This is a genomic window from Actinoplanes sp. G11-F43, assembly GCF_050589265.1.
GTDB lineage: Bacteria > Actinomycetota > Actinomycetes > Mycobacteriales > Micromonosporaceae > Actinoplanes.
Genome location: NZ_JBNZCE010000048.1, coordinates 1 through 20,885 on the forward strand (window position 1 = coordinate 1; position 20,885 = coordinate 20,885).

General features: G+C 71.5%; 23 protein-coding genes. 8 read left to right on the plus strand and 15 right to left on the minus strand.

Annotated features, from left to right (window positions below; all coding sequences use genetic code 11):
* Nucleotides 1–62: 62 nt before the first annotated feature.
* Nucleotides 63–827: a hypothetical protein gene (locus tag ACQ0O7_RS39765; protein ID WP_430790647.1), complete on the minus strand. Its 765-nt coding sequence runs from the start codon at nt 825–827 to the stop codon at nt 63–65.
* Between the two features lie 85 nt (nt 828–912).
* Nucleotides 913–1,503, minus strand: a complete 591-nt coding sequence (locus ACQ0O7_RS39770) for a DUF4232 domain-containing protein (protein ID WP_430790649.1) — start codon at nt 1,501–1,503, stop codon at nt 913–915.
* A 199-nt stretch (nt 1,504–1,702) separates the two neighbouring features.
* On the opposite strand from ACQ0O7_RS39770, the gene ACQ0O7_RS39775 reads away from it, so the two are divergent.
* Nucleotides 1,703–2,317 carry a PepSY domain-containing protein gene (locus tag ACQ0O7_RS39775; protein WP_430790651.1) on the plus strand — a complete coding sequence of 205 codons (615 nt, stop codon included), beginning with the start codon at nt 1,703–1,705 and terminating at the stop codon, nt 2,315–2,317.
* 189 nt (nt 2,318–2,506) lie between these two features.
* On the opposite strand, the gene ACQ0O7_RS39780 is transcribed toward ACQ0O7_RS39775, so the two are convergent.
* Genes ACQ0O7_RS39780 through ACQ0O7_RS39795 form a run of 4 tightly spaced genes read right to left on the minus strand, consistent with a single transcriptional unit; the run spans nt 2,507 to nt 5,965 of the window.
* Nucleotides 2,507–3,484 (minus strand): hypothetical protein, encoded by a 978-nt coding sequence (locus tag ACQ0O7_RS39780; RefSeq protein WP_430790653.1) that lies wholly within the window; start codon nt 3,482–3,484, stop codon nt 2,507–2,509.
* Nucleotides 3,481–3,975 carry a SigE family RNA polymerase sigma factor gene (locus tag ACQ0O7_RS39785; protein ID WP_430790655.1) on the minus strand — a complete coding sequence of 165 codons (495 nt, stop codon included), beginning with the start codon at nt 3,973–3,975 and terminating at the stop codon, nt 3,481–3,483. Before ACQ0O7_RS39785 ends, ACQ0O7_RS39780 begins: the two co-directional genes overlap by 4 nt.
* 59 nt (nt 3,976–4,034) lie before the next feature.
* The gene (locus ACQ0O7_RS39790) at nt 4,035–5,288 is read right to left on the minus strand and encodes a HAMP domain-containing protein (RefSeq protein ID WP_430790657.1); all 1,254 of its coding nucleotides are present in this window, start codon (nt 5,286–5,288) and stop codon (nt 4,035–4,037) included.
* On the minus strand, nt 5,285–5,965 hold the full coding sequence (locus ACQ0O7_RS39795) for a response regulator transcription factor (RefSeq protein ID WP_430790659.1): 681 nt from the start codon (nt 5,963–5,965) through the stop codon (nt 5,285–5,287). The genes ACQ0O7_RS39790 and ACQ0O7_RS39795 overlap by 4 nt, the downstream gene beginning before the upstream one ends.
* Before the next feature lie 101 nt (nt 5,966–6,066).
* On the opposite strand from ACQ0O7_RS39795, the gene ACQ0O7_RS39800 reads away from it, so the two are divergent.
* Nucleotides 6,067–6,534 (plus strand): hypothetical protein, encoded by a 468-nt coding sequence (locus ACQ0O7_RS39800; RefSeq protein WP_430790661.1) that lies wholly within the window; start codon nt 6,067–6,069, stop codon nt 6,532–6,534.
* A gap of 21 nt (nt 6,535–6,555) precedes the next feature.
* Entirely contained in the window at nt 6,556–7,161 is a 606-nt protein-coding gene (locus ACQ0O7_RS39805; protein WP_430790663.1) for an MBL fold metallo-hydrolase, read from the plus strand.
* Nucleotides 7,162–7,566: 405 nt separating this feature from the next.
* Here ACQ0O7_RS39805 and ACQ0O7_RS39810 read toward each other — a convergent pair whose 3' ends face one another.
* Entirely contained in the window at nt 7,567–8,367 is an 801-nt protein-coding gene (locus ACQ0O7_RS39810) for an SGNH/GDSL hydrolase family protein (protein WP_430790665.1), read from the minus strand.
* Nucleotides 8,368–8,565: 198 nt separating this feature from the next.
* On the opposite strand from ACQ0O7_RS39810, the gene ACQ0O7_RS39815 reads away from it, so the two are divergent.
* Nucleotides 8,566–8,742 carry a hypothetical protein gene (locus tag ACQ0O7_RS39815; protein WP_430790667.1) on the plus strand — a complete coding sequence of 59 codons (177 nt, stop codon included), beginning with the start codon at nt 8,566–8,568 and terminating at the stop codon, nt 8,740–8,742.
* Here ACQ0O7_RS39815 and ACQ0O7_RS39820 read toward each other — a convergent pair.
* Both ACQ0O7_RS39820 and ACQ0O7_RS39825 read right to left on the minus strand, forming a co-directional pair.
* Nucleotides 8,717–10,294: a dienelactone hydrolase family protein gene (locus ACQ0O7_RS39820; RefSeq protein WP_430790669.1), complete on the minus strand. Its 1,578-nt coding sequence runs from the start codon at nt 10,292–10,294 to the stop codon at nt 8,717–8,719. The two genes, ACQ0O7_RS39815 and ACQ0O7_RS39820, sit on opposite strands and share 26 nt — an antisense overlap.
* A 157-nt stretch (nt 10,295–10,451) precedes the next feature.
* Nucleotides 10,452–11,309 (minus strand): alpha/beta fold hydrolase, encoded by an 858-nt coding sequence (locus ACQ0O7_RS39825; protein ID WP_430790671.1) that lies wholly within the window; start codon nt 11,307–11,309, stop codon nt 10,452–10,454.
* 47 nt (nt 11,310–11,356) lie between these two features.
* Here ACQ0O7_RS39825 and ACQ0O7_RS39830 point away from each other — a divergent pair, with 47 nt between their 5' ends.
* Complete coding sequence (locus ACQ0O7_RS39830; protein WP_430790673.1) at nt 11,357–11,941, plus strand: helix-turn-helix domain-containing protein; 585 nt, start codon at nt 11,357–11,359, stop codon at nt 11,939–11,941.
* On the opposite strand, the gene ACQ0O7_RS39835 is transcribed toward ACQ0O7_RS39830, so the two are convergent.
* On the minus strand, nt 11,928–14,060 hold the full coding sequence (locus ACQ0O7_RS39835) for a molybdopterin oxidoreductase family protein (protein ID WP_430790675.1): 2,133 nt from the start codon (nt 14,058–14,060) through the stop codon (nt 11,928–11,930). The genes ACQ0O7_RS39830 and ACQ0O7_RS39835 overlap by 14 nt on opposite strands.
* A gap of 65 nt (nt 14,061–14,125) precedes the next feature.
* Here ACQ0O7_RS39835 and ACQ0O7_RS39840 point away from each other — a divergent pair, with 65 nt between their 5' ends.
* A complete protein-coding gene (locus ACQ0O7_RS39840) occupies nt 14,126–14,659 on the plus strand; it encodes an RNA polymerase sigma factor (RefSeq protein ID WP_430790677.1) in 534 nt (177 codons plus the stop codon).
* Nucleotides 14,656–15,234 carry a hypothetical protein gene (locus tag ACQ0O7_RS39845; protein WP_430790679.1) on the plus strand — a complete coding sequence of 193 codons (579 nt, stop codon included), beginning with the start codon at nt 14,656–14,658 and terminating at the stop codon, nt 15,232–15,234. Before ACQ0O7_RS39840 ends, ACQ0O7_RS39845 begins: the two co-directional genes overlap by 4 nt.
* Here ACQ0O7_RS39845 and ACQ0O7_RS39850 read toward each other — a convergent pair.
* Nucleotides 15,216–15,872: a DUF3159 domain-containing protein gene (locus tag ACQ0O7_RS39850; protein WP_430790681.1), complete on the minus strand. Its 657-nt coding sequence runs from the start codon at nt 15,870–15,872 to the stop codon at nt 15,216–15,218. The two genes, ACQ0O7_RS39845 and ACQ0O7_RS39850, sit on opposite strands and share 19 nt — an antisense overlap.
* A 460-nt stretch (nt 15,873–16,332) precedes the next feature.
* On the opposite strand from ACQ0O7_RS39850, the gene ACQ0O7_RS39855 reads away from it, so the two are divergent.
* Complete coding sequence (locus ACQ0O7_RS39855; RefSeq protein ID WP_430790683.1) at nt 16,333–17,232, plus strand: S41 family peptidase; 900 nt, start codon at nt 16,333–16,335, stop codon at nt 17,230–17,232.
* Between the two features lie 200 nt (nt 17,233–17,432).
* Here the strand turns inward: ACQ0O7_RS39855 and ACQ0O7_RS39860 are convergent, their stop codons facing one another.
* Genes ACQ0O7_RS39860 through ACQ0O7_RS39875 form a run of 4 tightly spaced genes read right to left on the minus strand, consistent with a single transcriptional unit; the run spans nt 17,433 to nt 20,864 of the window.
* Nucleotides 17,433–18,026 carry a response regulator gene (locus tag ACQ0O7_RS39860; protein WP_430790685.1) on the minus strand — a complete coding sequence of 198 codons (594 nt, stop codon included), beginning with the start codon at nt 18,024–18,026 and terminating at the stop codon, nt 17,433–17,435.
* Nucleotides 18,023–19,183: a sensor histidine kinase gene (locus ACQ0O7_RS39865; protein WP_430790687.1), complete on the minus strand. Its 1,161-nt coding sequence runs from the start codon at nt 19,181–19,183 to the stop codon at nt 18,023–18,025. Before ACQ0O7_RS39865 ends, ACQ0O7_RS39860 begins: the two co-directional genes overlap by 4 nt.
* Nucleotides 19,184–19,200: 17 nt before the next feature.
* Nucleotides 19,201–19,938: an ABC transporter permease gene (locus tag ACQ0O7_RS39870; protein WP_430790689.1), complete on the minus strand. Its 738-nt coding sequence runs from the start codon at nt 19,936–19,938 to the stop codon at nt 19,201–19,203.
* Entirely contained in the window at nt 19,935–20,864 is a 930-nt protein-coding gene (locus ACQ0O7_RS39875; RefSeq protein ID WP_430790691.1) for an ABC transporter ATP-binding protein, read from the minus strand. Before ACQ0O7_RS39875 ends, ACQ0O7_RS39870 begins: the two co-directional genes overlap by 4 nt.
* Nucleotides 20,865–20,885 lie beyond the last annotated feature (21 nt).

Genomic DNA, 20,885 nt, shown 5'->3' on the forward strand with positions numbered 1-20,885 from the left:
CGCGCCGCGCCACGCGCCGCGCCACGCGCCGCGCTGGGCTGCTGGGGTGAGCCGAGTGGTGGTCAGGCCTCGGTGAGTAGCAGGCCGTCGTCGATCAGGGAGACGTCCGGGATCCGGTCATCCGGGACATAAGGGACGACCGTCAGCGTCCGTTCCCCGTCGATGCGGATCTGCTGACCGGGCGCGAGCACGTGCCCGTCGGCGAGCATGGCGGCCAGCTGGTTCAGGACAGTCGCCGCCTCGCCGATCCGCTCGCCCGGGATCCCGGTGATCAGATCCGGACGGCCGAACTTCGTCATGCCCCGAGTGTGCACCGGATGCCCGAACCCCGCCGCCACCTCCGCCTCGGCCACCACACTGACCTCCCGGATCACCGTGAACGGCCGGTGCGGATCCAGCCCGGCCACCACTGAGGCCGGCGACCAGTCGTGGGCGAACGCGTCGAGCACCGCGATCGCCCCGGCCCGGCACACCGCCGCCGCGACCGCCCACGCCAGCTGCAGATGTGTCAGATCGGCCGGATCGGTGACCGACACCTGGATCGTGTAGCAGAACGTGGCCGCGTCGAGCGCCGCCGGATCGGGCAGTTCCCGGGCGGCCAGATTGCGCAGCGGCCCGGTCCGCCAGCCGTCGATCCACTCCGGGTTCTCCGCGTAGCTGTGCACCCGCACGTCGAGCGCGTCCACCGGAGCCGAGGCAGGCACCACACCGGCCAGATCGAGATCGGTCAGCACCGCCCCGTCGGTGAAGACGACCAGCATCACCGACGCCTTCCGCCCGGTGGGCTGGTGTGCGGGACGCTGCCAGGGCTCGACGGGAGTAGTCACTCGGCTATCCTGCCACCGCCACCCGGAACCCCGCCGCCCGCCCTCATCCCGCGCTCGCCGCCGCCCACCCTCTTCCCGCCACCCTCTATCTGCCGACTTTGTAACGGTCGTCTCCTTGCTGGCCGGCTTGCTGGTCGGCCGCGACCCACGGGCTCAGCGCGACCCGGCCGGTGCTGCCGAGGTCGACGTACAGCGCCAGCAGATGCCGGGGCCTCCCATCCGCGGTGGCGACTCTCAGGTATTCAGCGGTCTCCGCCTTGTCGGTGGTCAGATTGCGCCACAGCAGCAGAGCGTGCGCCGACTCGCCAGGTTCGACGGTGACCGGCCGGGCCGGCACGTTCCATTGCTCGACCTCGGTGATGCCGTGATCGACGCGTACCGCGAGCTGCTCCTGGTTCTTGTCGAGAAGTTCAAGGACCGGATAACCATCGACCGCGTACGCCTCCGTCCCACAGTTGTGCACCGTGATCGTGGTGGCCCGAAGTCCCATGGCCGCGCTGGGTTCACCGACCGTGAGCTGAATCCCGCGCACACAACGGGGCGTCGGCGGGGCAACGCTGGAGACTTCCGGCGCGGGCGGGGCGGACCGCCGTCCGGTCTCCGGCTCGGCGATGAGCCCCGGCCGGGCACAGGCCGCCAGCAGCAGAACCACCGACAGCGGCACACAACGTCTCATCGCGCTCTCTCCACACGGCGGCACATCTGTCGGATCCCGGCCGGCCGCACCACCTCGACCTCTGGCGGGCACGGCCGGCGCACGTCGACGGAGTCCCCACCGGCCTTATCCGGGGCTTAACGTTCGCACAGCGTGGCCATAGTGATCTTCCCGAGAAAGTGGTTCCCGTCAGAACGGCACCACGAACAAGGGAAACGACATGAAGCTCAACAAGGTCACCGGAACGGTCATGCTGGCGGCGGGCGCGCTGGCGGTCCTGGGCTTCGCCGGTACGGCGATGGCGGACGGCTCCGACGACACCCGCCCCCGCGCCGCGCTCACGGCTCCGGTCGCGGCCACGACCGGCACCGGCCTCTCCGACGACTTCGCCGACAACGGCTTCTCCGACGACGACCGCTACCGCGGCGACTCGCCCGGTTCGTCCACCACCTCGCCGGATGCTTCGTCGAGCGCCGCCCCGTCATCCACCGCTCCGTCCACCGGTTCCCCGGGCACCACCGTGCCGAGCAAGCAGGCCACCCCCGAGATCAGCGCGGAGGAGGCGAAGAAGATTGCCCTTCGTGCGGCCGGCGGCGGCCGAGTCGAGTCGATCGAGCGCGACCGCGAGCACGGCCGCCTGATCTGGGAGGTCGACGTGATCGTGAAGGGTGTCGACCACGACATCGACGTCGACGCCACCACCGGCAAGATCACCGACCACGACATCGACCGCGATGACCGCGATGACCGCGATGACCGCGATGACCGGGACGACCGGGACGACCGGGACGACCGCGACGACCGCGACGACCGGGACGACCGGGACGACGACTGATCGCGACAGCAACCAGCCTTCCCTGGCCGGACCGGATCCCCGGTGCCGGCCAGGCCGCCGTGCCGGCTGGAGGCCTTCTGTGGTCGAGCTCAGTTCGTGTGCCGTTTTGCGGCTCGAATCGAGCCGCAAAACGGCACACGAACTGAGGCCCCGGCGCCGGACAGACCGATGTCGTCGGGCTGCCGGGGATCACCGCCGGACGGCGATCCCCGCGATGAACCGGACGATGTCCGGCGTGCTCAGCGTGACCACCTCGGGATCCCAGGACACCGACAGTGAGCGGCCGTCACCGAGATCGGCGTTCACATTGGAGGCGTCCTCGAACCGGTACCAGTCTCGCCCACCGGCGACCAGCTTCTCCTCCTCAGGCTGTGGTGTGTGCGGCTCATCCAGCACGTTCACACACATCCCGTGCGGTTCCCGGTGCTGCTCCGCCTGCCGCGGCGTCGCGAGACAGAGCGTCCCGGTCCCCTCGAACTGTGGCACCAGGCCCGGTGGTGACTCGGCCACCGTGAAGTCGGCCGGCCCGCTCGTCAGCACGCCCTCCGCGTCACCCAGCGACTCCGCGAACCTCAGCACCTCACTCTCAGTGAGTGACCCGAGGCTGACGACCTGAGCCCAGTCCCCGTCGGCAAGCCGCCAGCGGACCCCGACGTACCGGTCACCGGTCTCCGCGCCGTCATAGGTGTCGGACAACGACACGGTCGCCGGCCGCCCGTCGACGGCCGCGGAGCGCTCCCGCTCCGCCTCGACCTCACCGGCCGGTTCGACCGGGCCCACCTCGGCGGACAGCAGAAGGCCGTCGCGGTCCCATTGGGCCAGCCGGTTCGGTCCCATCCGGAAGATCTCGGCCGGACCGGAACCGTCGGGCAGCCAGCCTGGTCGCAGCGCGAACGTCGGCGCCGCCTGCCACGGCCCGCCCCAGACGGCGTCGGCCGGCGCCGCGGACTCGCCGGTCAGTGGCGCCGGCCGCCCGGAACCGCGCCCGATCAACGGCGCCGTCAGCGAGGCGGCCACCACCAGCACCGCCCCGGCGGCGACTGCCGACATCCGGCGGCGTCGAGCCTGTCGCACTCCCGTGTCCACCCCGGCGAGCAGATCGGCCGGCGGCAACGGGGCGGCGGCCCGGTCGAGCAGGGTGACCCGCAGGTCGTCCTCGAGGTTCATGGCTTGGCTCCCTCACTGGTGGCGGTCTGCAGGCCGGCCCGCAACCGGGCCAGGGCACGGGCGGCGTGGACACGCACCGTGCTCGGGGAACATCGCAGGATCTCGGCGATGCTGTGATCATCGAGATCCTCGTAGAACCGCAGCACCATCACCGCCCGCTGGGTCCGGGTCAGCCCACCCAGCCGTGACCAGATCTCGTCACGCAGCGCCTGCCCCTCGGTGAAGTCGCCGGGAACCGCCCCGTCCGGCACCGTGCCGGGCCGCTCCCCACTGGACCGGCGGCGCAGCCAGGACACGTGTGTGCGCACCAGTGCCGTCCTGATGTATCCGTCGGGCTGCTCGGCCTCGATCCTCGGCCAGCGCCGGTACGCCTTGACCAGCACCTCCTGCAGAAGGTCCTCGCCGAGGTGCCGGTCGCCGCAGATCAGATAGGCCAGCCGGCGCAGCGAGTCCCCTCGGGCTCGCACATACTCCTCGAATCCTTCGTGCACTGACACTCCCCGCTTAGATCCCTCGTCATGAATGGGACGCTCTCACGGGGCCGTTCTGCTTACCCCGTACCGGCAAGGAAGTGAAGCCGGATGACCGCACCGCCGGAGCCGGGGGACGACGTCTCGAAGGATGCGGCGGCCCGCCGGGCGATGTCCAGGCCGAGGCCGGTGGAGCCGCCGCCGGAAGCGCCTCGCCGGGCGGCCTCGGCGGGCAGCCCGGGGCCGGAGTCGGCGACGGTGAGATCGGCGCCGCCGGAGGGGCCGGCGGCGAGCGTGACCGAGAACGGGGTGCCGTCGGGGGTGTGCGCGAACACGTTGCCGAGCAGCGCGTCCAGGGCGGCGGCCAGATCGTCGGCGGCGACCGCCACCGGCAGCGGGGTGGACGGAAGGTCCTGCTGGACGGCCCGGCCGGTGTCCTCGGCGAGCACCGCCCAGAACGCCACCCGGTCGGCCACCACCGCCGTCGCGTCACAGCTCACCGTGGTCTTGGTCACGGTGGCCTGCCGGGTCTGCTGGATCACCGCGGTGACCGCCCGGGCCACCTGGTCGGCGGCGGCCGCGACCCGCGCCGACTCGTCCGGATCACGGAGTGACTCGGCTTCCAGGCGCAGCGCGGTGAGCGGGGTGCGCAGGCGGTGCGACAGGTCGGCGACCCGTTCCCGTTCGGTGGCGAGCAGGTCCTGGATGCGGGTGGCGAGATGGTTCAGGGCGCCGGCGACCTCGCGCAGTTCGGGCGGGCCGGCCGGTTCGGCGCGGGCGTCGAGTTCGGCCGAGGCCAGCCGGTGCGAGACGTCCGAGAGCTGGCTGATCGGGGCGGTGATGGCACGGGCCAGCCGGTCCGCGACCAGCAGGCCGAGCAGCACCAGGACCAGACCGAGCCCGGCCAGCAGACCCTGTGCGCGGGCCACGCCGCGGGTCAGCTCCGCGGGCGGGACGAAGGCGCGGATCACCGTGGTCCCGGCCGCGCCGACCACCGGAACCACCAGCTCACGGCCGTCCCCGACCGCCACCGTCAGCGCCTCGTTGCGGGAGCCGGCCAGCCGTACGCCGGGAGTCCGCTCGGACGGCTCGCCGACCACGGTGCCGTCCGGCAGGAAGACGCTGACCGGAACCGCCTGGGCCGAAGCGGTCAACCGCAGACCCTGCATGTCACCGGCCCCGGCCAGCGGCACGATCGACTGGATCACCGCGCCGGCCCGGCCCAGCGCCCGGTCCTGGGCCACCTGCCGGACCAGCACCGACAGCGGCACCAGGAAGGCCAGCAGGAGCAGCACCGAGGTGGCCGCCACCAGCAGGGTCAGCCGGGCCCTCACGACGGCTCGCTCAGGCGCACGCCGACCCCGCGGACGGTGTGCAGATAGCGGGGTTCCAGGGCGGTTTCGCCGAGTTTGCGGCGCAGCCAGGACAGGTGCACGTCGACGGTCTTGTCGGCGCCGCCGTACGGCACCTGCCACACCTCGCTGAGCAGCTCACGCTTGGTGACCACCTGCCCGGCCCGCAGCGCCAGATGGTGCAGCAGGTCGAACTCGCGCGGAGTCAGCTCGACGGTGGTCCCGTCCAGGCTGACCGAGCGGGCCGCCTGGTCGATGCGCAGCCCGCCGACCTCCAGAACCGGGGACGGTTCGGCCGATCCGCCGCGCCGCAGCACCGCCCGGATCCGGGCGTCGAGCTGCGCGGCGGTGAACGGTTTCACCACGTAGTCGTCGGCTCCGGCGTCGAGCAGCCGTACCATCTCGGTCTCCTCGTCACGCGCCGTCGCCACGATCACCGGGATGGCGCTGACCGCCCGCAGCATCCGCAGCAGTTCGCGCCCGTCCAGGTCGGGCAGCCCGAGGTCGAGCACGATCAGGTCGGGCCGCTCGGCCAGGGCGGTCTGCAGCCCCTCCATGGCGGTAGCCGACGCCGCCACCGCGTGCCCGCGCTCCCGCAGGGTGCGCAGCAGGGTGGTCCGGATCGCCGGGTCGTCCTCGATGAGCAGGAGTCTCGCCACGCCTGCACGGTAGCCGCAGGTTATGAAAGAACGGCTGCTCTTAACCTCGTCTTAGCGATGTCCGGTGCCCGGCTTAGCGTTCGTGGGCGGATAGTTGCCGGGTGCGCCTCATCGACCGGCTGGGCCGGCTACCCCTGGTGATCGTCTTCGGCTGGGCCGTGGCGGCCGCGCTGGCCGTCATGGTCGGCGTGGTCGGAATCGGTCTGGTCGGTTCGGGCCTGTTCGCGCAGGAGACCGAACCGCTCAGCGAGGCCGACGTGGTGCGGGCGCTGCAGACCGAGGAGAAACCGGTCACACCCGCGCCCAGCATGCCGTCCGCCACACCGTCCGCGTCAGGGGGAGTGGCTGATACCCACTCATTCCGGACGCCTGGCGGCACGGTGGTGGCCGACTGCCGGCGCATCCTCTCGATGTCGCCCGCGCAGGGCTTCACGCTGCACGAGCAGGACGACGACGAGGGCGAGTTCCGCGATGTCCGCGACGAACATCACCGGGTGAAGGTCGATCTGAACGACTGCGTCGACGGCGTCCCGCAGCTGGAGATCACCGTCGAGACCGACGAGGACTGAGCGTGGTGGGACAATCCAGGGATGCTTCGTGTGGATCACGGTGTCGTAGCGGGCACCTTCAGCCTGGACGGCCAGACTTTCGACGTCGACAACAACATCTGGGTCGTCGGTGACGACGAGGAGTGTGTGGTGATCGACGCTCCGCACGACGTGGACGCGATCCTCAAGGTGGTGGGTGACCGCCGTCTCGTCGCGATCGTCTGCACCCACTCCCACGACGATCACGTGCGGGTGGCGCCGGAGCTGCGCGAACGCACCGGTGCGCCGATCCTGCTGCACCCGGCCGAGTGGCCGCTGTGGGAGCTGACGCACGGCTCGGACGTGTGGTGGAACATCGATCTCGCCGACGGCGCCCGGATCGAGGTGGCCGGTTCGACGCTTGAGGTGCTGCACACCCCCGGTCACGCGCCCGGTGCGGTCTGCCTCCACGCCCCCGATCTGGGTTGTGTCTTCACCGGTGACACGCTGTTCAACGGTGGTCCGGGCGCGACCGGCCGGTCGTACTCGGACGCGGACCTGATCGTCGAATCCATCCGGGCGAAGCTGCTCGCGCTGCCCGGCGAGACCGTGGTCCACACCGGCCACGGCGACGACACCACGATCGCGGCGGAAGCGGCCCGCCTGTAGCCGCCGGGCGGGTGGTGCCCCGCTGTTCAAGAAGCAGGACACCACCCCTATCCGGTACGCCGATCACCTTCCACAACCGCACCGGCACGCCCTGCCTCGTCCGCGCGACCGATGCGGCTCACCGGGTCGTCCGGCGTCCGCCGGGCGGATGCGGTTGTCACGCGAGTCGGGCGGCTCACCGGGTGGTCCCGGGCGGTCCGGCGTCCGCCGGGCGGATGCGGTTGTCACGCGAGGTGGGCGCCTCACCGGGCCGTCCGGCGCCCGCCGGGCAGATTCGGCCCTCACGCGAGGTGGGCGCCTCACCGGGTGGTCCCGGGCGGTCCGGCGTCCGCCGGGCAGATTCGGCCCTCATGCGAGGCGGGCGACGCTCCGGATCGTCCGGTGACCGGCCTCACCGGCCGGGACTCAGATCAGCGAGCCCAGCAAGTAGGTGTAGACGCCGTGGCCGGTCCGGTCCGGGTGGAAGATCTCGCTGAACCGGGCTGGATCGACCCCGTTGATCCATGGCTTCGCCGAGCACGCCTCGTGCCCCTTGAACCCGGGCCGGATGTCGATGAAGGTCACCCCGGCCTTGGCCGCCGCGCCACTGGCACCCTCGGTGGCCTGCTCCGCCGCGTAGTTGATCCACTCGCGCTTCTTCGCGTTCGGGGTGATCGCGCCACAACTGCCGGTGCCCACGTCGATGAGCCGCGGGTAGCCCGTCACGACCACCTTCGCGTTCGGCGCCCGCTTGCGCACCTCGGTATACAGCTCCTGCAGCCGGCTCGGGACCACCAGCCGGGACGACCAGGCACTGCCGAACGCGGCCTCCACGCAGTCGTCGTCGGTGCCGGTCAGGCAGGCGGTGGCGGTGCCGGTGAAGTCGGCGTCGTTGCCACCCACCGTGATCGTCACCAGGGCGGTCTTGGCACTGAGCGGGCCGAGCTGCTTGCTCCGGACGTCGGCGACGGTGGCGCCGCTGCAGGTCATGTCCTTGAGTGTGAGCTTGGGGAACACCCTCGCCAGCGACCGTGGGTAGCTGTCCGGGCTGCGCTTGCAGGCGCCGGATGCCGCGTCATACGGAGCGGCGCCGACACCTGAGGCGTAGGAGTCGCCGAGAGCGACATACTCACCGGTGGGGATCGCGGCACGGGCCGGGCTCGCCAGCGTGAGAGAGGCGACCGCGGCCAGTAGTGCGGCCGCGAGGACGGGTCGTGTTCTGCGCATGTCTTCCTTCCAAGGGGCGAATGCGCTCCGAGTCTGCCTCCCCGATGTCCACTGTGGCATCGGACCACGGTATGACGTGTGTGTGGTACCAGGGGTCAACGAAAGTCGCATGCCGCTTCCCGCTTTCGGCAGAAGCGGCGGCCACCCGCGGATCGGCAGGATTCTCGGTGTCAGATCGACAGCGAGAGGAACCGAACGATGAGTGTGAACGTGCGACGTGTCCAGCAGCGACTGCGGATCATCGGCCTGGTGCTGACGGTGTTCCTCACTGTTGCCGCCGCGATCGACGGGCGCCTGTGGTTCGCCGTCGCCGGCGTCGTCCTGGCCGTCGGGGAGACCTGGGTGATCCTCACCCACCGGTCAAAGGCAGTGTGACCAGCAACGGCCAGGTCACCACGACCGACCCGGTCACGGCGATCAGCCAGGCCGGCGCGGCGAAGCGGTTCAGGATCGCGCTCCACCACACCTGCCAGAGCAGCAGCCCCGTCAACGGCACCAGCACCAGAGTCACGAACCCGTGGGTCAATCCGGCGACCGCCGCCGCGGCGAGCACGACGGTGAAGGAGCCGGCGACCGCCAGCAGACTCGACGGCGCGCCGCCGGAGATTCTCTCGGCCCCGTAGGCGAGTAGGGCGAACGCGGCCCAGACGACCACCAGCAGCCACCATCGGCTCCCGGCGAGAAGGGCATGGGTCAACCCGAGATGCACCGGTACGCCGATGCCCAGAACCGAATACGGAACGACCGCCAGAAGCCACCACCGACCGGGCGGTGCGGTGCCGGTCTCGCGCGGGGTGGGCCGCCATCTCGCATACGCCAGCAGTAGTGCTCCGGTGACGGCGGCGTAGGCGGTCACGTATCCGGCGATGGCCAGCGGCATCCGGGTGGTCGGCAGGAACCGTGCGACCACCGCGCCCACTCCTGCCGCGACCCCGGCGATCAGCGCGACCCGGATCGCGGCCGCCCACCTCCACCCGGCGAACAGCGGACGGCCCGTCGACCCGGCCCGAGTCGGCGCGGCCGCCGGTTCAGCCCGTGCCGATCCGGGCGGTGTCGATCCGGGCGGTGCCGAGTTGGACGGTGCCGAGCCGGGTCGTACGGATCTGGACGCCGGCGATCCGGACAGCGCGGCCACCAGGGGGTGGAAGCCGAGCAGGACGGCTAGCACCAGCAGCGCCGAGCCGAGCAGGCGACGGCCGGGGAACGGGACCGTGCCGCCGGCGGGCTGCCCGCCGAACGCCTCGTCCAGCCAGGACACCGTGGCGCGGTGGGTTTCCGGTGCGTACAGGATGGTGATGTGCTCGACCCCGGCGACCAGCCGGGCCTCGCGGTCGTCGCGCTGGGCGGCGACGCTGGTCGCGACCTCCCGGAAACCGGGGAACTCCAGGGCCCCGGCCATGGTGAGCAGGCGCGCGGGCCGTTGCGGGGAGGCGGCGGACGAGCCGGGCAGGGAGATCGCCACGGTGGCGGTGATGTCCGGGTGGGCGGCGGCGTACCGGGTGACGGCGCCGGCGCCCATCGAGTGCCCGACCAGGCCGATCCGGGACGGGTCCACGTCCGGGAGGGAGCGCAGATGGGCCACCGCGGCGTCCAGGTCTCGCTCCAGGGCGCGCGTGGACTCGTCGGTGCCGGCCGCCTCGTCCGGCAGGGGCTCGGTGTTCGCGCCGTGGCCGGCGAAGTCGAGCAGGGCGACCACGTAACCGCGGGCGGCGAGCGAGTCCCCGAACGGCGCCATCATCCTCGCCGATCCGGAGAAGCCGTGCGCTACCACCACACCGGGCCGGGGGCCGTCCGCCCGCGGCCGCACCACATCGAGCGGGACACCGGCGGACACCACGTGCTCCCGGTCCAGTCCCGAGCCGGCCCCGGCGATCAGCCAGCCGCCGCTGAGGGTGAGGGCGAGCAGCAGGAGCAGCGTACGTCTCAAGTCGATCTCCCCATCGGCCGGATGCCGGAGTTTATCGATGTCCGGCGAGTGGGGGCGAGGTGCGGGTTCGGCCGCACGTGGCGCGGGCGGTGGCCTGAGCCGGGTACGTGCTGTTCGATTTCGACGGCGTCGGCCTCCCGTTTCCGCCCGGTGGGCCTCAAGGCCGGTGTGGTGCGGGTTGACGAGGCCCGCGGTGGGCGAACTCGGCCAGCAGGGTGGCGGTCCGGTCCGGTTGGTCGATCATCAGCCAGGTTCGGCTGTCCGGGACGATGGTGACCTGGGCGTTCGGGAACAGACGGCCCAGACGGCCGGCGTGCGCCACCGGGAAGAGCCTGTCGTCGGCGGCCCAGAGCACGAGGGTGGGTCTGGTGAAGGCGGCCAGTTCGCCGGTGATGTCGAGCAGTAGCCGGCGGTGGCCCAGGGACGTCACGAAGGCGGCGGTGTCGCGCCGGACCGCCGGGTCGGCGAAGTAGGCGGCCACCCAGCTCGCGGTGAGTTCGTGGGGGATCGGGCCCCGGGTCAGCCAGCCGAATCCGCTGGGCAGCGCGTGGAACGGACGCCACCGCATCGGGCTGAGCAGTGCGGGCAGCAGACCCATCCGGGCGGCCGGGGCCAGTGCCCGGAACACCGGTGGCGGGACGTTGTCGAAAGCCTCACAGCTGGTCAGCACCAACTGCCCGAGACGCTCGGGGTGGTGGGCGGCCACCAACTGGGCGATGGCGCCGCCGGTGTCGTTGCCGACCAGTGTCACGTCGTGCAGGCCGAGTGTCTCCAGGAAGTCGGCGACCAGCTTCGCGACGCCCTTGATGCTCAGGTCGGCGCCGGGGCGCAGGGCGGTGCGGTGGGCGCCCAGCGGCAGGTCGGGCACGACGCAGTGGAACCGGCCGCCGAGGCGGTCGATCATCGGCTGCCAGAGGCGGCCATCCTGGAGCAGTCCGTGCAGAAAGACCAGGGGCCGCCCGGCGCCGGCCTCGCGGTAGTGGAGTTCGCCGTCGGGAAGTACTGCGGTTTCCATGCCGGTAAATTACATACAGGCTGTATGCAATTCATAGAGGGGGATGTGTGGCCCACGTCACCAAGCACGATCTGCGGTCCGCCGCTACCCGGGAGCGGCTGGTCGCCGTGGCTCGGCAACTGTTCGCCGACCACGGGTATGCCGAGGTCGGCACCGAACAGATCGTGCGCACCGCCGGGCTCACCAGGGGTGCGCTCTACCACCAGTTCCGCAACAAGGAGGACCTGTTCGCGGCGGTGGCCGAGGCGGTCGAGGCGGAGGTGGTGGAGCAGGTCACCGCACGCCTGGACGGCGCCGATGAGGAGGATCAGGGGGCCGGCCGGATGCTGGCCGGAGCACACGAGTTCATGGTGGTCTGCGCGCGGCCGGACGTGCGGCGGATCCTGCACGAGGCGCCGACCGTGCTGGGGGCGGCGGCCTGGCGGGAGTTGAGCGCGCGATACGGCCTGGGCCTGATCGAGACGGCCCTGCGCACGGTCACCCCGGAGCCGCCGGCCGCGCTGGCGCCGATGCTGATGGGGGCGCTGGACGAGGCCACCCGCTACATCGCCGCCGCCGGCGATCCGGAGGCCGCCCGGCGGGAGTGCCTGGAGGTGCTGCGGCAGATGATCGCCGGGCTCAGGCCGGCCTGATCTCGACCGGGATGCCGTTGAGGACGCTGTTGCCGGACAGCGGATCGATCACCAGCTCGTCGGTGAGGACGTTGGAGTTCACGCCGGGGGTGGCCGCCGCGACCGAGAGGCGCACGCCGGGCAGGTCGTGGCCCCATCCGTGCGGCAGGCTGGCCACACCGGGCATCACCGTGTCGGTCACCTCGACCGTGGCGGTCAGGGCGCCGGCCCGGGAGGTCACCTCGGCCGGTCCGCCGTCGGTCAGGGACAGCCGGCCGGCGTCGTCCGGATGGATCTGGAGAGTGCAGCGGGAACGGCCTTTCACCAGGGCCGAGACGTTGTGCATCCAGCTGTTGTTGGAGCGTAGGTGGCGGCGTCCGATCAGGACCATCCCGTCGCGGCGGCGGGGCAGTGACTCCAGGAGGCGTTGCGTCTCGGCGGCCAGTGGCGGCGGGCAGAGTTCGACCTTGCCGGAGGCGGTTCGCAGCGCGCCGGGCAGCCGCGGCTGGAGCGGCCCGAGGTCGATGCCGTGCGGGGCGTCCAGCAGGTCTTGCAGGGTGAGCCGGTAGGCGCCGGCCCGCAGCGCCGCGTCCAGTAGTCGTTCGGCGGGCCGGTCGCCGGTGATCCGGGCGTGTTCCCCGGCCGGCAGACGGGTCAGGGCCTGCCGCAGCAGATGATCGTGGAAGAGTGCCGGATCCTCGTCGGGTTGTCCGGTCAGGATCAGTGACAGCCGGGCCAGGACGTCGCACTCGTCGGGGACTCCCGGTTCGGGCGGCAGGACCGGCGGGGAGTACGCCGCGAAGTTGCGCACCGCCAGGGTCAGGAACGCGAAGTCGTAGTGCCCGGTGCGTACCGGATCGGTGGGTGGCAGCACCACGCCGGCGTGCCGGGTGGTCTCGTTGAGGTACGGGTCGACGCTGACCATGAAGTCCAGCCCGGCCAGGGCCCGGTCGAGCCGTCCGCTGTTCGGGGTGGACAGCGCCGGGTTGCCGGCGATCGTGATCAGTGCGCGCACCCGTTCGTCGCCGGCTGTCTCGATCTCGTCGGCCAGGGTGGCGACCGGCAGTTCCCCCTTCACCTCGGGCAGCCCGCGGACCCGGCTGTGCCAGCGCCCGGTGCGGAACCCCTTGCCGGGGCGTGCCTGGCCGGAGGTGTGCGCGGCGAGCGGGAACATCACCCCGCCGGGCCGGTCGAGGTTCCCGGTGAGCGTGTTGAGCACGTCGACGAGCCAGCTGGTCAGGGTGCCGAACTCGACGGTGCAGGTGCCGATCCGGCCGTAGACGGCGGCGGTCGGTGCCGTGGCGAGCTCACGGGCCAGTGACCGGATCCGATCAGCGGGGACACCGCAGGCCCCGGACACGGCGGCGGGGCTGAAGGGCATCGACAGCTCGCGCACCTCGTCCACGCCGGCCACATAATCCGGAATGTCCGATAATAGAGAATCGGCGAACAGGCTGTGGACGACAGCGAACAACAACAGCGCATCGGTACCCGGCACGATCGGGATGTGATCCGAGGCGGCCTCCGCGGTCCGGGTGCGCCGCGGATCCACCACCACGAACCGGCCACCGCGAGCCGGCAGCGCCGTCAACCGCCCCGGGAAGTCGGCCGCGGTGGCCAGGCTGCCGTTCGACTCCCACGGGTTGGCGCCCAGGATCAGCAGGAAGTCGGTGCGATCCAGATCGGGCACCGGGATCGCGTTGGGATCACCGAACAGGTAGCCGCACGACACGTGCTTGGGCATCTGGTCGACGGTGCTCGCCGAGAACACGTTGCGGCTGCCCAGCGCCCGGACCAGCGGCGGGACGTAGAGTCCACCGGCCATCGTGTGCACGTTCGGGTTGCCGAGGTAGACGGCGACCGAGTGTGGTCCGTACCGCTCGATCAGTGGCCGCAACCCCTCGCGGACCGCGCGGAAGGCCTCCGCCCAGCCCACCTCGACGCCCTCCACCAGCGGACGGCGAAGCCGGTCCGGATCGTCGTTGAGCTGCCCGAACGTCGCCCCCTTGGGGCAGACGAAACCGTGGCTGAAGACGTGCTCCCGATCACCGCGGGCGGCGGTCACCCGATCGCCGTCGACGGTCAGCTCCAGGCCGCAGGCGGCCTCACAGAGCGGACATGTCCGGTACGCCGTGCGCACATCGACCTCCCGGGAATCGGTTGAAAGAACCGTACGCCTGCCGGACATGATCGAAGGTGGACCCTGTGAACGTGGACTCGCGCCGGGCGCGGTTCGAGGCCCTGGCGCCGGAGGTGATCGACGCCGTGCGCCGCTATCTGGCCCGGCGCACCGATCCGGCGACCGCCGACGACGTGCTGTCCGAGACGTTGCTGATCTGCTGGCGGCGGCTGGACGAGATCCCCGAGGAGCACCTGCCCTGGGCGTACGGCGTGGCAAGGAACTGTCTGGCGAACGCCGAACGCGGCCACCGCCGCCAGTTCCGCCTGGCGGCCCGCATCTCCCGGCTGGATCCGCCGCCGGCCGTGGTCGACGGCCCGGCCCCGCCGGACGGTGACCTGACCGCGGCGTTACGGGAGCTGACCGTGAAGGACGCCGAGATCCTGCGGTTGTGGGCCTGGGAGGACCTGGCCCCGGCGGAGATCGCCGTGGCCATGGGGATCACCGCGAACGCCGCCTCGATCCGCCTGCACCGGGCCAAGCAGAAACTCCGTGACCTGCTGCGAAAGAACGGCTGTCCGGCCGGACATGAGGAGTCGACAGAGAGGAGACGGCCGTGAACGACGACGACGATCTGCGGGAACTGCTGCGCCGCGCGGATCCGGCGGCAGCGCTCGCACCGGCCGCTCCGGACCACGTTCGGCAGCTCACGGAGGAAGCCATGTCCCGCACTCACACCCGCCGGTGGGCGCTGCCCGTCGCCGCCGCTGCTCTCGTGCTGGTCGCCGGGGGAGCGGCGTGGGCTCTGAACCGGCCGGCAGCCGAGGTCGTGCCACCGGCCATCGGCGCCGCTTCGCCGGCGCCTGCCGTGTGGCTCACCACCGCCGGCGTCCTGGCGAAATGCGTCGAGCCCACCGCGAGCCGCTTGTCCGAAATCTCGGACTTCGCCTTCGAGGGCGCCGTCGACAGCGTTGAGAAGGACGTCGTCACGCTCAAGGTCACCACGGTGTTCCGGGGTGACAAGACCGAAAGTGTTCAGGTCGAGCAGTCCGCCGACCACTCCGAGGCGAACGCGAGGTTCGAGGTCGGCGAGAGCTACCTGGTCGCCTCCGCCGAAGGGCGGGTGCTGATCTGCGGCTACACCGGCCCGGCCGACGCGTTCGGACTGCGCGACCTCTACGAGGAGGCCTTCTGAGCCGGCTCCCCGTCCGCCACCGGATGACGTAGGCCCGGGTGGTCCGCCGGCAGCGTGCGGCGGATCACCCACCAGCTCACCGCCAGGCAGGCGGCCACCAGCGGCCCGGACAGCGCCACCCGGGCGGTGCCCAGCGCGGCCGTCCAGCCGGCCTGGTAGAGCGGCAGGAACACGGCGACGCGGATCACATACTGCATGACCCAGACCCAACTGCCGCGGGAGTACGCCTTGAGCAGCGCCGGATCCCGCCGCCACCTGGTGCGCTGGCCGAGCACCGTGCCGACCACGATGCCGAGCAGTGGCCAGCGGATCACGATGCTGATCACCCAGGCGAGCACACTGGCGCCGTTGCTGAGCAGCTGGAGCAGGAAGAAGTCGTTGGCGTTGCCGGTGTAGAGCGCGACCAGCGCGGCGACGCACACCACGAACATGCCGATCAGCACGGCTCGCGGCTTGTCACCCTTGCGCAGCCGCCACGCGGACAGCCCGAGCGCGGTGACCATCGCGGCGATCGCCCCGCCCCAGATCGACTCCCCGAAGGCGAGCCATCCGGCCACGAATCCGACCGCGGGCAGCGAGGCGTCGACCGCGGCGCGCCGTCCGTTCAGTAACTCCGCCAGCGATTCCGGTTGTGCCATCTCCACCCGCCCCTTGTGAGGTTAGGGCAGCCTAACCCGCCGTGGTCATGACGTCGACGGCAGGTCATCCATTTTTGATTCCGATCACCAGCCGCGGCGCGGCGTGACGGCCGCCGCCCGGTCGGTCGTGCCGGTCCCGGAAGTCCTCATGATCACACCCTCAACCATGATCATTGAGTACGTGCCCGGAACAGTCCTCCTCGACCGCGTCTCCGGCGCCGAGGGCCGGGTGATGACCCGGCGCACACTTTCGCGGTTCGTCTGCGCCGGGCGGGCCGAGGACACCGGCGCGGGAACACGGCCGGTGGGCCGTGATGCCCCGCCGGGCCCGGGGCGTCTGTGCCAGCGCACGACCGGTCACGGTGTGTCCGCACCGGGGCGGAGCCGAGTGCCGGCATGTGACGGCGACACCCACTGCCGGGAATCCGTGGTGGAGACCCCCTGAGATCATGGGGTGACGATGACTGACGCACACGGTTACCTCACCCATGTCCTGGACCTGCTGGAGAAGGAGGCGCTGAACCGTTCGCGGGTCGACTGGCCGGCCCTGCGTGAACGGCTGGCGAGTGAGCTCCCGGCGACAGGCTCCACTGCGGAGACCTATCCGGCGATCCGGGCGGCGATCGCGGCGCTCGACGATCCGCACACGTTCCTGCTCACTCCGGAGGATGTGGCCGGGGCGTTCGGGGAGGACGCGGTCCGGGACGCGCCGATGCCTGCCGGCCGGCTCGTCGCTGGACGGTTCGCGCTGATCCAGCTGCCGGAGACACCGGGGGTCGAGGAGGCGGACGAGCGTTATGTGCGGGCCGGCGCGGGGATCGTCCGGGAGCTGGACGGGCACCGGCCGGACGGCTGGATCGTCGATCTGCGGGGCAACACCGGCGGCAACATGTACCCGATGATGACCGTGCTGGCCCCGCTGCTCGGCGATGGTGTGCTGGGCTCGTTCGTGAACGCGGACGGCGAGCACGACGGCCGGTGGATTCTGCGCGACGGTGTGGTGCACCAGGACGAGACCCCGTTGTCGCCGCTGCCGAACCCGTATCGGCTGGCCCGGCCCGGCCCGCCGATCGCGATCCTGACCGACGGCGACACGATGAGCGCTGCCGAGGCCACCCTGATCGCTTTCCTGGGGTTGCCCGGGGTGCGCACGTTCGGGCAGCCCACCGGCGGTTTCGCCACCGGCAACGCGGCCCTGGAACTCAGCGACGGCGCGATGCTGGTGCTGACCGCGGTCCGGGAGGCCGACCGGCTGGGCCGCCTCTACGGCAACGAGCCGATCCCACCGGACCAGCCGGTGCCCCCGGGCGCGGACGCGCTGACCGCGGCGACGACGTGGTTGTCGACCGGCCCGGCCTGACGCGGCGGGCGTCAGGGCCCCGGTTCGTGTGCCGATTTCCGGCCCGAATCGAGCCGGAAGTCGGCACGCGGGTTGACCCCGGGCGGGACGCATCCGCCCGGCGGCCGCCGGGCGGCCGGGAGGGGACGCCTGCCTCGCGGGGACGATGCGGGGCTGGTGCTTGCGGTTGTGGGAGGGGACGACCGTACCTCCGCGGTGTTTCAGATCCACCCCATCCGCTGGGCCTGGTTGATGGCGGTCAACCTGTTGGGCGCGTTCATCTTGGTCATCGCGTTGGACAGGTAGTTGCGGACCGTGCCCTCGCTCAGGTGCAGCCGGGCGGCGATCTCGGCGACCGAGGCGCCGGACGCGGCCAGGGCGAGCGCGTCGCGTTCACGGTCGGTGAGCGGGCTCTCGCCGGCCATCATCGCGGAGGCGGCGAGTTCCGGGTCGAGGTAACGCCCGCCGCTGTGGATCTTGCGGATGGCGGCGGCCAGCTCGGCGCTGGAGGAGTCCTTCGGGATGAAGCCGCGGACTCCGGCGGCGATCGCCCGGCGCAGGTAGCCGGGGCGGGCGAAGGTGCTCAGGATCAGCATGGCGTGCCCGGGGAGCTGCTCGGCGACGGACAGGCCGTCCAGGCCGGGCATCTCGATGTCCAGGACGATCACGTCCGGCTGGTGGGAGGCGACGGCGGGCAGCACCTCGTCGCCGCGACCACACTGCGCGACCACCGTCAGGTCCTCCTCGAAGTCCAGCATCATCGCCAGCGCCTCGCGGATCAGGTGCTGGTCGTCGGCGAGCAGGACGCGGATCACGCGAGGGCCTCCATGGCGTGGCCGGCCGGGGCGACCGCCCGGACCAGGAAACGACCGTCGCCGGTCGGCTGGGCGGTGAGGGAGCCGCCGATCGCGGTGAGGCGTTCGGTGAGGCCGGCCAGACCGTTGCCGGGGCGGGCCGAGCCGGGTGCGCCGTCGTTGACGATCTCCAGGACCGCGGCGCCGTCGGTGTGACGGACCGTCACCGTGCACCAGGTGGCCCGGCTGTGCCGCAGGATGTTGGTGGCGCACTCGCGGACCACCCAGGCGAACGGGGCGGCCGCCGCCGGATCGATCGTCTCGTCCGGCAGGTCGACGGTGCAGCGCAGCCCGTCGGCTTCCAGGATGGCCCGCACGCTGGCGATCTCCGAAGTGAGATCGAGCACCCGGTAGCCGCGGACCGCCTCCCGGATCTGCCGCAGACCGTCCTGGGCGAGGCCGCGGACCTGGGCCATCTCGTCGGCGGCCCGGTCCGCGTCGCGGGTGGCGAGTTTGCCGGCCAGCTCACTCTTCACCGCGATCACCGACAGGCTGTGACCGACCAGGTCGTGCAGGTCGCGCGCGAACCGGAGACGTTCCTCGGTGACCGCCAGCCGGGCCTCGGCCTCCTTGCCGGCGTGGGCCGTCTCGGCGAGGTCGAGGATCCAGATCCAGAGCCGATTGGCGTACGGCAGAGCCAGGCACATGATCGTGTAGACCATCACGGCCGCGTTGACCGGGAGACCGTCGTGTCCGGGGCTGAACCAGTAGATGGTGCTGCACACGACGATGGTGCCGAGTGACAGCGCCAGAGCGGTGACCCGTCCGGTCCGGACCGCGGCGACGCTGATCCAGGCGATCGGGACCAGTCCCCATCCGGCGGGGCTGCCGTCCTGCACGAGCAGGACGAGGATCGCGGCGGCTCCGGAGACGGCGGAGTACCGCACGGTGAGGTCGTTGCGGACCGGCCAGTCGACCGAGACGGACCGGGCCAGCAGTGTCCCGGCCACCGAGAAAATGATCATCAACACCGCGGTGGCGGCCAGCCGGAGCGGGTCGAGCCGGTCCTCGGCCAGCTGGTTGAGGGTGCCCACGACGGCGCCGAACCAGCCCAGCAGCAGCGTGCAGGCGAGACTCCACATCGTGATCTTGCGGGCTCGCTGCACGGCGCTGGTCATGTCGTTCACCCTAACTTTCAGCCCCGGCGCGGGTCCCAGCGGAAGAACCGCCGGGCCAGCACCGCGGCGACCGCGGCCCACGCGGCCAGGACGAGCGGGGACTGCCATTGCAGGGCGTCACCGTACCCGGCCCGGACCATGTCGACGATCGGCGTCATCGGCAGGTAGGCGGCGAACTGTTCGATCCGCTCGGGCAGTGCGCCGGCCGGCACGATCACCGGGGTCAGGGCCAGGCAGATCAGCATCACCGGTACGGTCGCCAGCTGGGCCAGTTCACCGCTGGAGCTGACCCCGGAGATCACCATGGACAGCAGCGCGAAGACCGCCGCCCCACCGAGGACCGCGACCAGCACCAGCAGCGGGTTGCCGGGCAGGCCGACGTCGAGGGCGACCGCCGCGGCGACCACCGCGAGCACCTGGATCAGGTAGACGACGACGGCGCCGAGAGCGCTGCCACCGAGGATGGCGGTCGCCGAGGCGGGCCCGCCGAGCAGCCGTTTGAGGACCAGCTCCTCACGCCGGCTGGTGTAGAAACCGGCCAGGTTGACCAGCGGCGCGAACACCACCAGGGCGGCGATCTGCCCGGTCACGATGTAGTTCACGCCGTCCTGCCCACCCTCGCGGGCGGTCCAGATCAGGAACGCGGTGACGGCCAGCGGCATCAGGACGGCGTTGGTGAGCGCGGACCGGTTCCGGAAGATCAGCGCCAGGTCGAGTCGGGCCAGCCGGTAGGTGTGCAACAGATCGGTCTTCACTGGTTCTCCACGATGCTCAGGAACACGTCTTCCAGGGAGGCGGGGCGCACCGACAGCCGGTCCAGGCTGACCCGGTGCGTGTCGGCCCAGCTCAGCAGGGCCGCCACCGAACGGTGTGCGCGGCCGTCGGGCTCGCCGCCGGTCACCGTGTAGCGGGCGGCCGGCAGACCGTCGGTGACGGCGATCTCCGGGGCGCTGCCGTCCAGCCGGGGAAGGGCGTCGATCGGGGTGTGCGCGGGCACCCGGAAGGTGATCCGGTCGCCGTGCCCGGCCACCACCTCGGGCACCGTGCCGGTGATCCGGATCTCGCCCTGGTGCATGATCGCGATCCGGTCCGCGAGCCGCTCGGCCTCTTCCAGGTAGTGGGTGGTGAGCAGCACCGTCGTACCGTCGGCGACCAGTTTCTGGATCAGTCTCCAGGTGCCCTGCCGGGCCTCCGGGTCCATGCCGGTGGTGGGTTCGTCGAGGAACAGCACCTCGGGCCGGCCGACCACGGCGAGCGCCAGATCGAGGCGGCGTTTCTGCCCGCCGGACAGCTGCCGGACCTGCACCCCGGCCTTGTCGCCGAGGTCGACCAGCCCGAGGGCCTCGTCCCGGCTGATCGGGTCGGTGGCCAGATCCCGCCACAGGTCGACGGTCTCGGCCGCGGTCAGGTCGCCGATCAGGCCGCTCTCCTGGAGCATGATCCCGACCCGGGGGCGAAGAGCCTTGCGATTGCGGTACGGGTCCGAGCCCAGCAACCGCACCGAGCCCGCACCGGCCGGCCGGAATCCCTCCAGCACCTCCATCGTGGTGGTCTTGCCGGCTCCATTGGTGCCCAGCAGCGCGAACAGACCACCGGACGGCACCGTGAAGTCGATGCCCCGGACCGCTTCGAAATCGCCGTACCGCTGGCGGAGGCCGTCCACTTCGATCGTCTGTGTCATGCCTTATATGGTTCGCCGGAT

What these genes read in the sequence shown, in the direction of transcription:
- ACQ0O7_RS39770 (WP_430790649.1), bottom strand. Translation starts at nt 1,503, where the DNA reads ATGAGACGTTGTGTGCCGCTGTCGGTGGTTCTGCTGCTGGCGGCCTGT.
- ACQ0O7_RS39775 (WP_430790651.1), top strand. Translation starts at nt 1,703, where the DNA reads ATGAAGCTCAACAAGGTCACCGGAACGGTCATGCTGGCGGCGGGCGCG.
- ACQ0O7_RS39780 (WP_430790653.1), bottom strand. Translation starts at nt 3,484, where the DNA reads ATGAACCTCGAGGACGACCTGCGGGTCACCCTGCTCGACCGGGCCGCC.
- ACQ0O7_RS39805 (WP_430790663.1), top strand. Translation starts at nt 6,556, where the DNA reads ATGCTTCGTGTGGATCACGGTGTCGTAGCGGGCACCTTCAGCCTGGAC.
- ACQ0O7_RS39810 (WP_430790665.1), bottom strand. Translation starts at nt 8,367, where the DNA reads ATGCGCAGAACACGACCCGTCCTCGCGGCCGCACTACTGGCCGCGGTC.
- ACQ0O7_RS39815 (WP_430790667.1), top strand. Translation starts at nt 8,566, where the DNA reads ATGAGTGTGAACGTGCGACGTGTCCAGCAGCGACTGCGGATCATCGGC.
- ACQ0O7_RS39825 (WP_430790671.1), bottom strand. Translation starts at nt 11,309, where the DNA reads ATGGAAACCGCAGTACTTCCCGACGGCGAACTCCACTACCGCGAGGCC.
- ACQ0O7_RS39850 (WP_430790681.1), bottom strand. Translation starts at nt 15,872, where the DNA reads ATGGCACAACCGGAATCGCTGGCGGAGTTACTGAACGGACGGCGCGCC.
- ACQ0O7_RS39855 (WP_430790683.1), top strand. Translation starts at nt 16,333, where the DNA reads ATGACTGACGCACACGGTTACCTCACCCATGTCCTGGACCTGCTGGAG.
- ACQ0O7_RS39865 (WP_430790687.1), bottom strand. Translation starts at nt 19,183, where the DNA reads ATGACCAGCGCCGTGCAGCGAGCCCGCAAGATCACGATGTGGAGTCTC.
- ACQ0O7_RS39875 (WP_430790691.1), bottom strand. Translation starts at nt 20,864, where the DNA reads ATGACACAGACGATCGAAGTGGACGGCCTCCGCCAGCGGTACGGCGAT.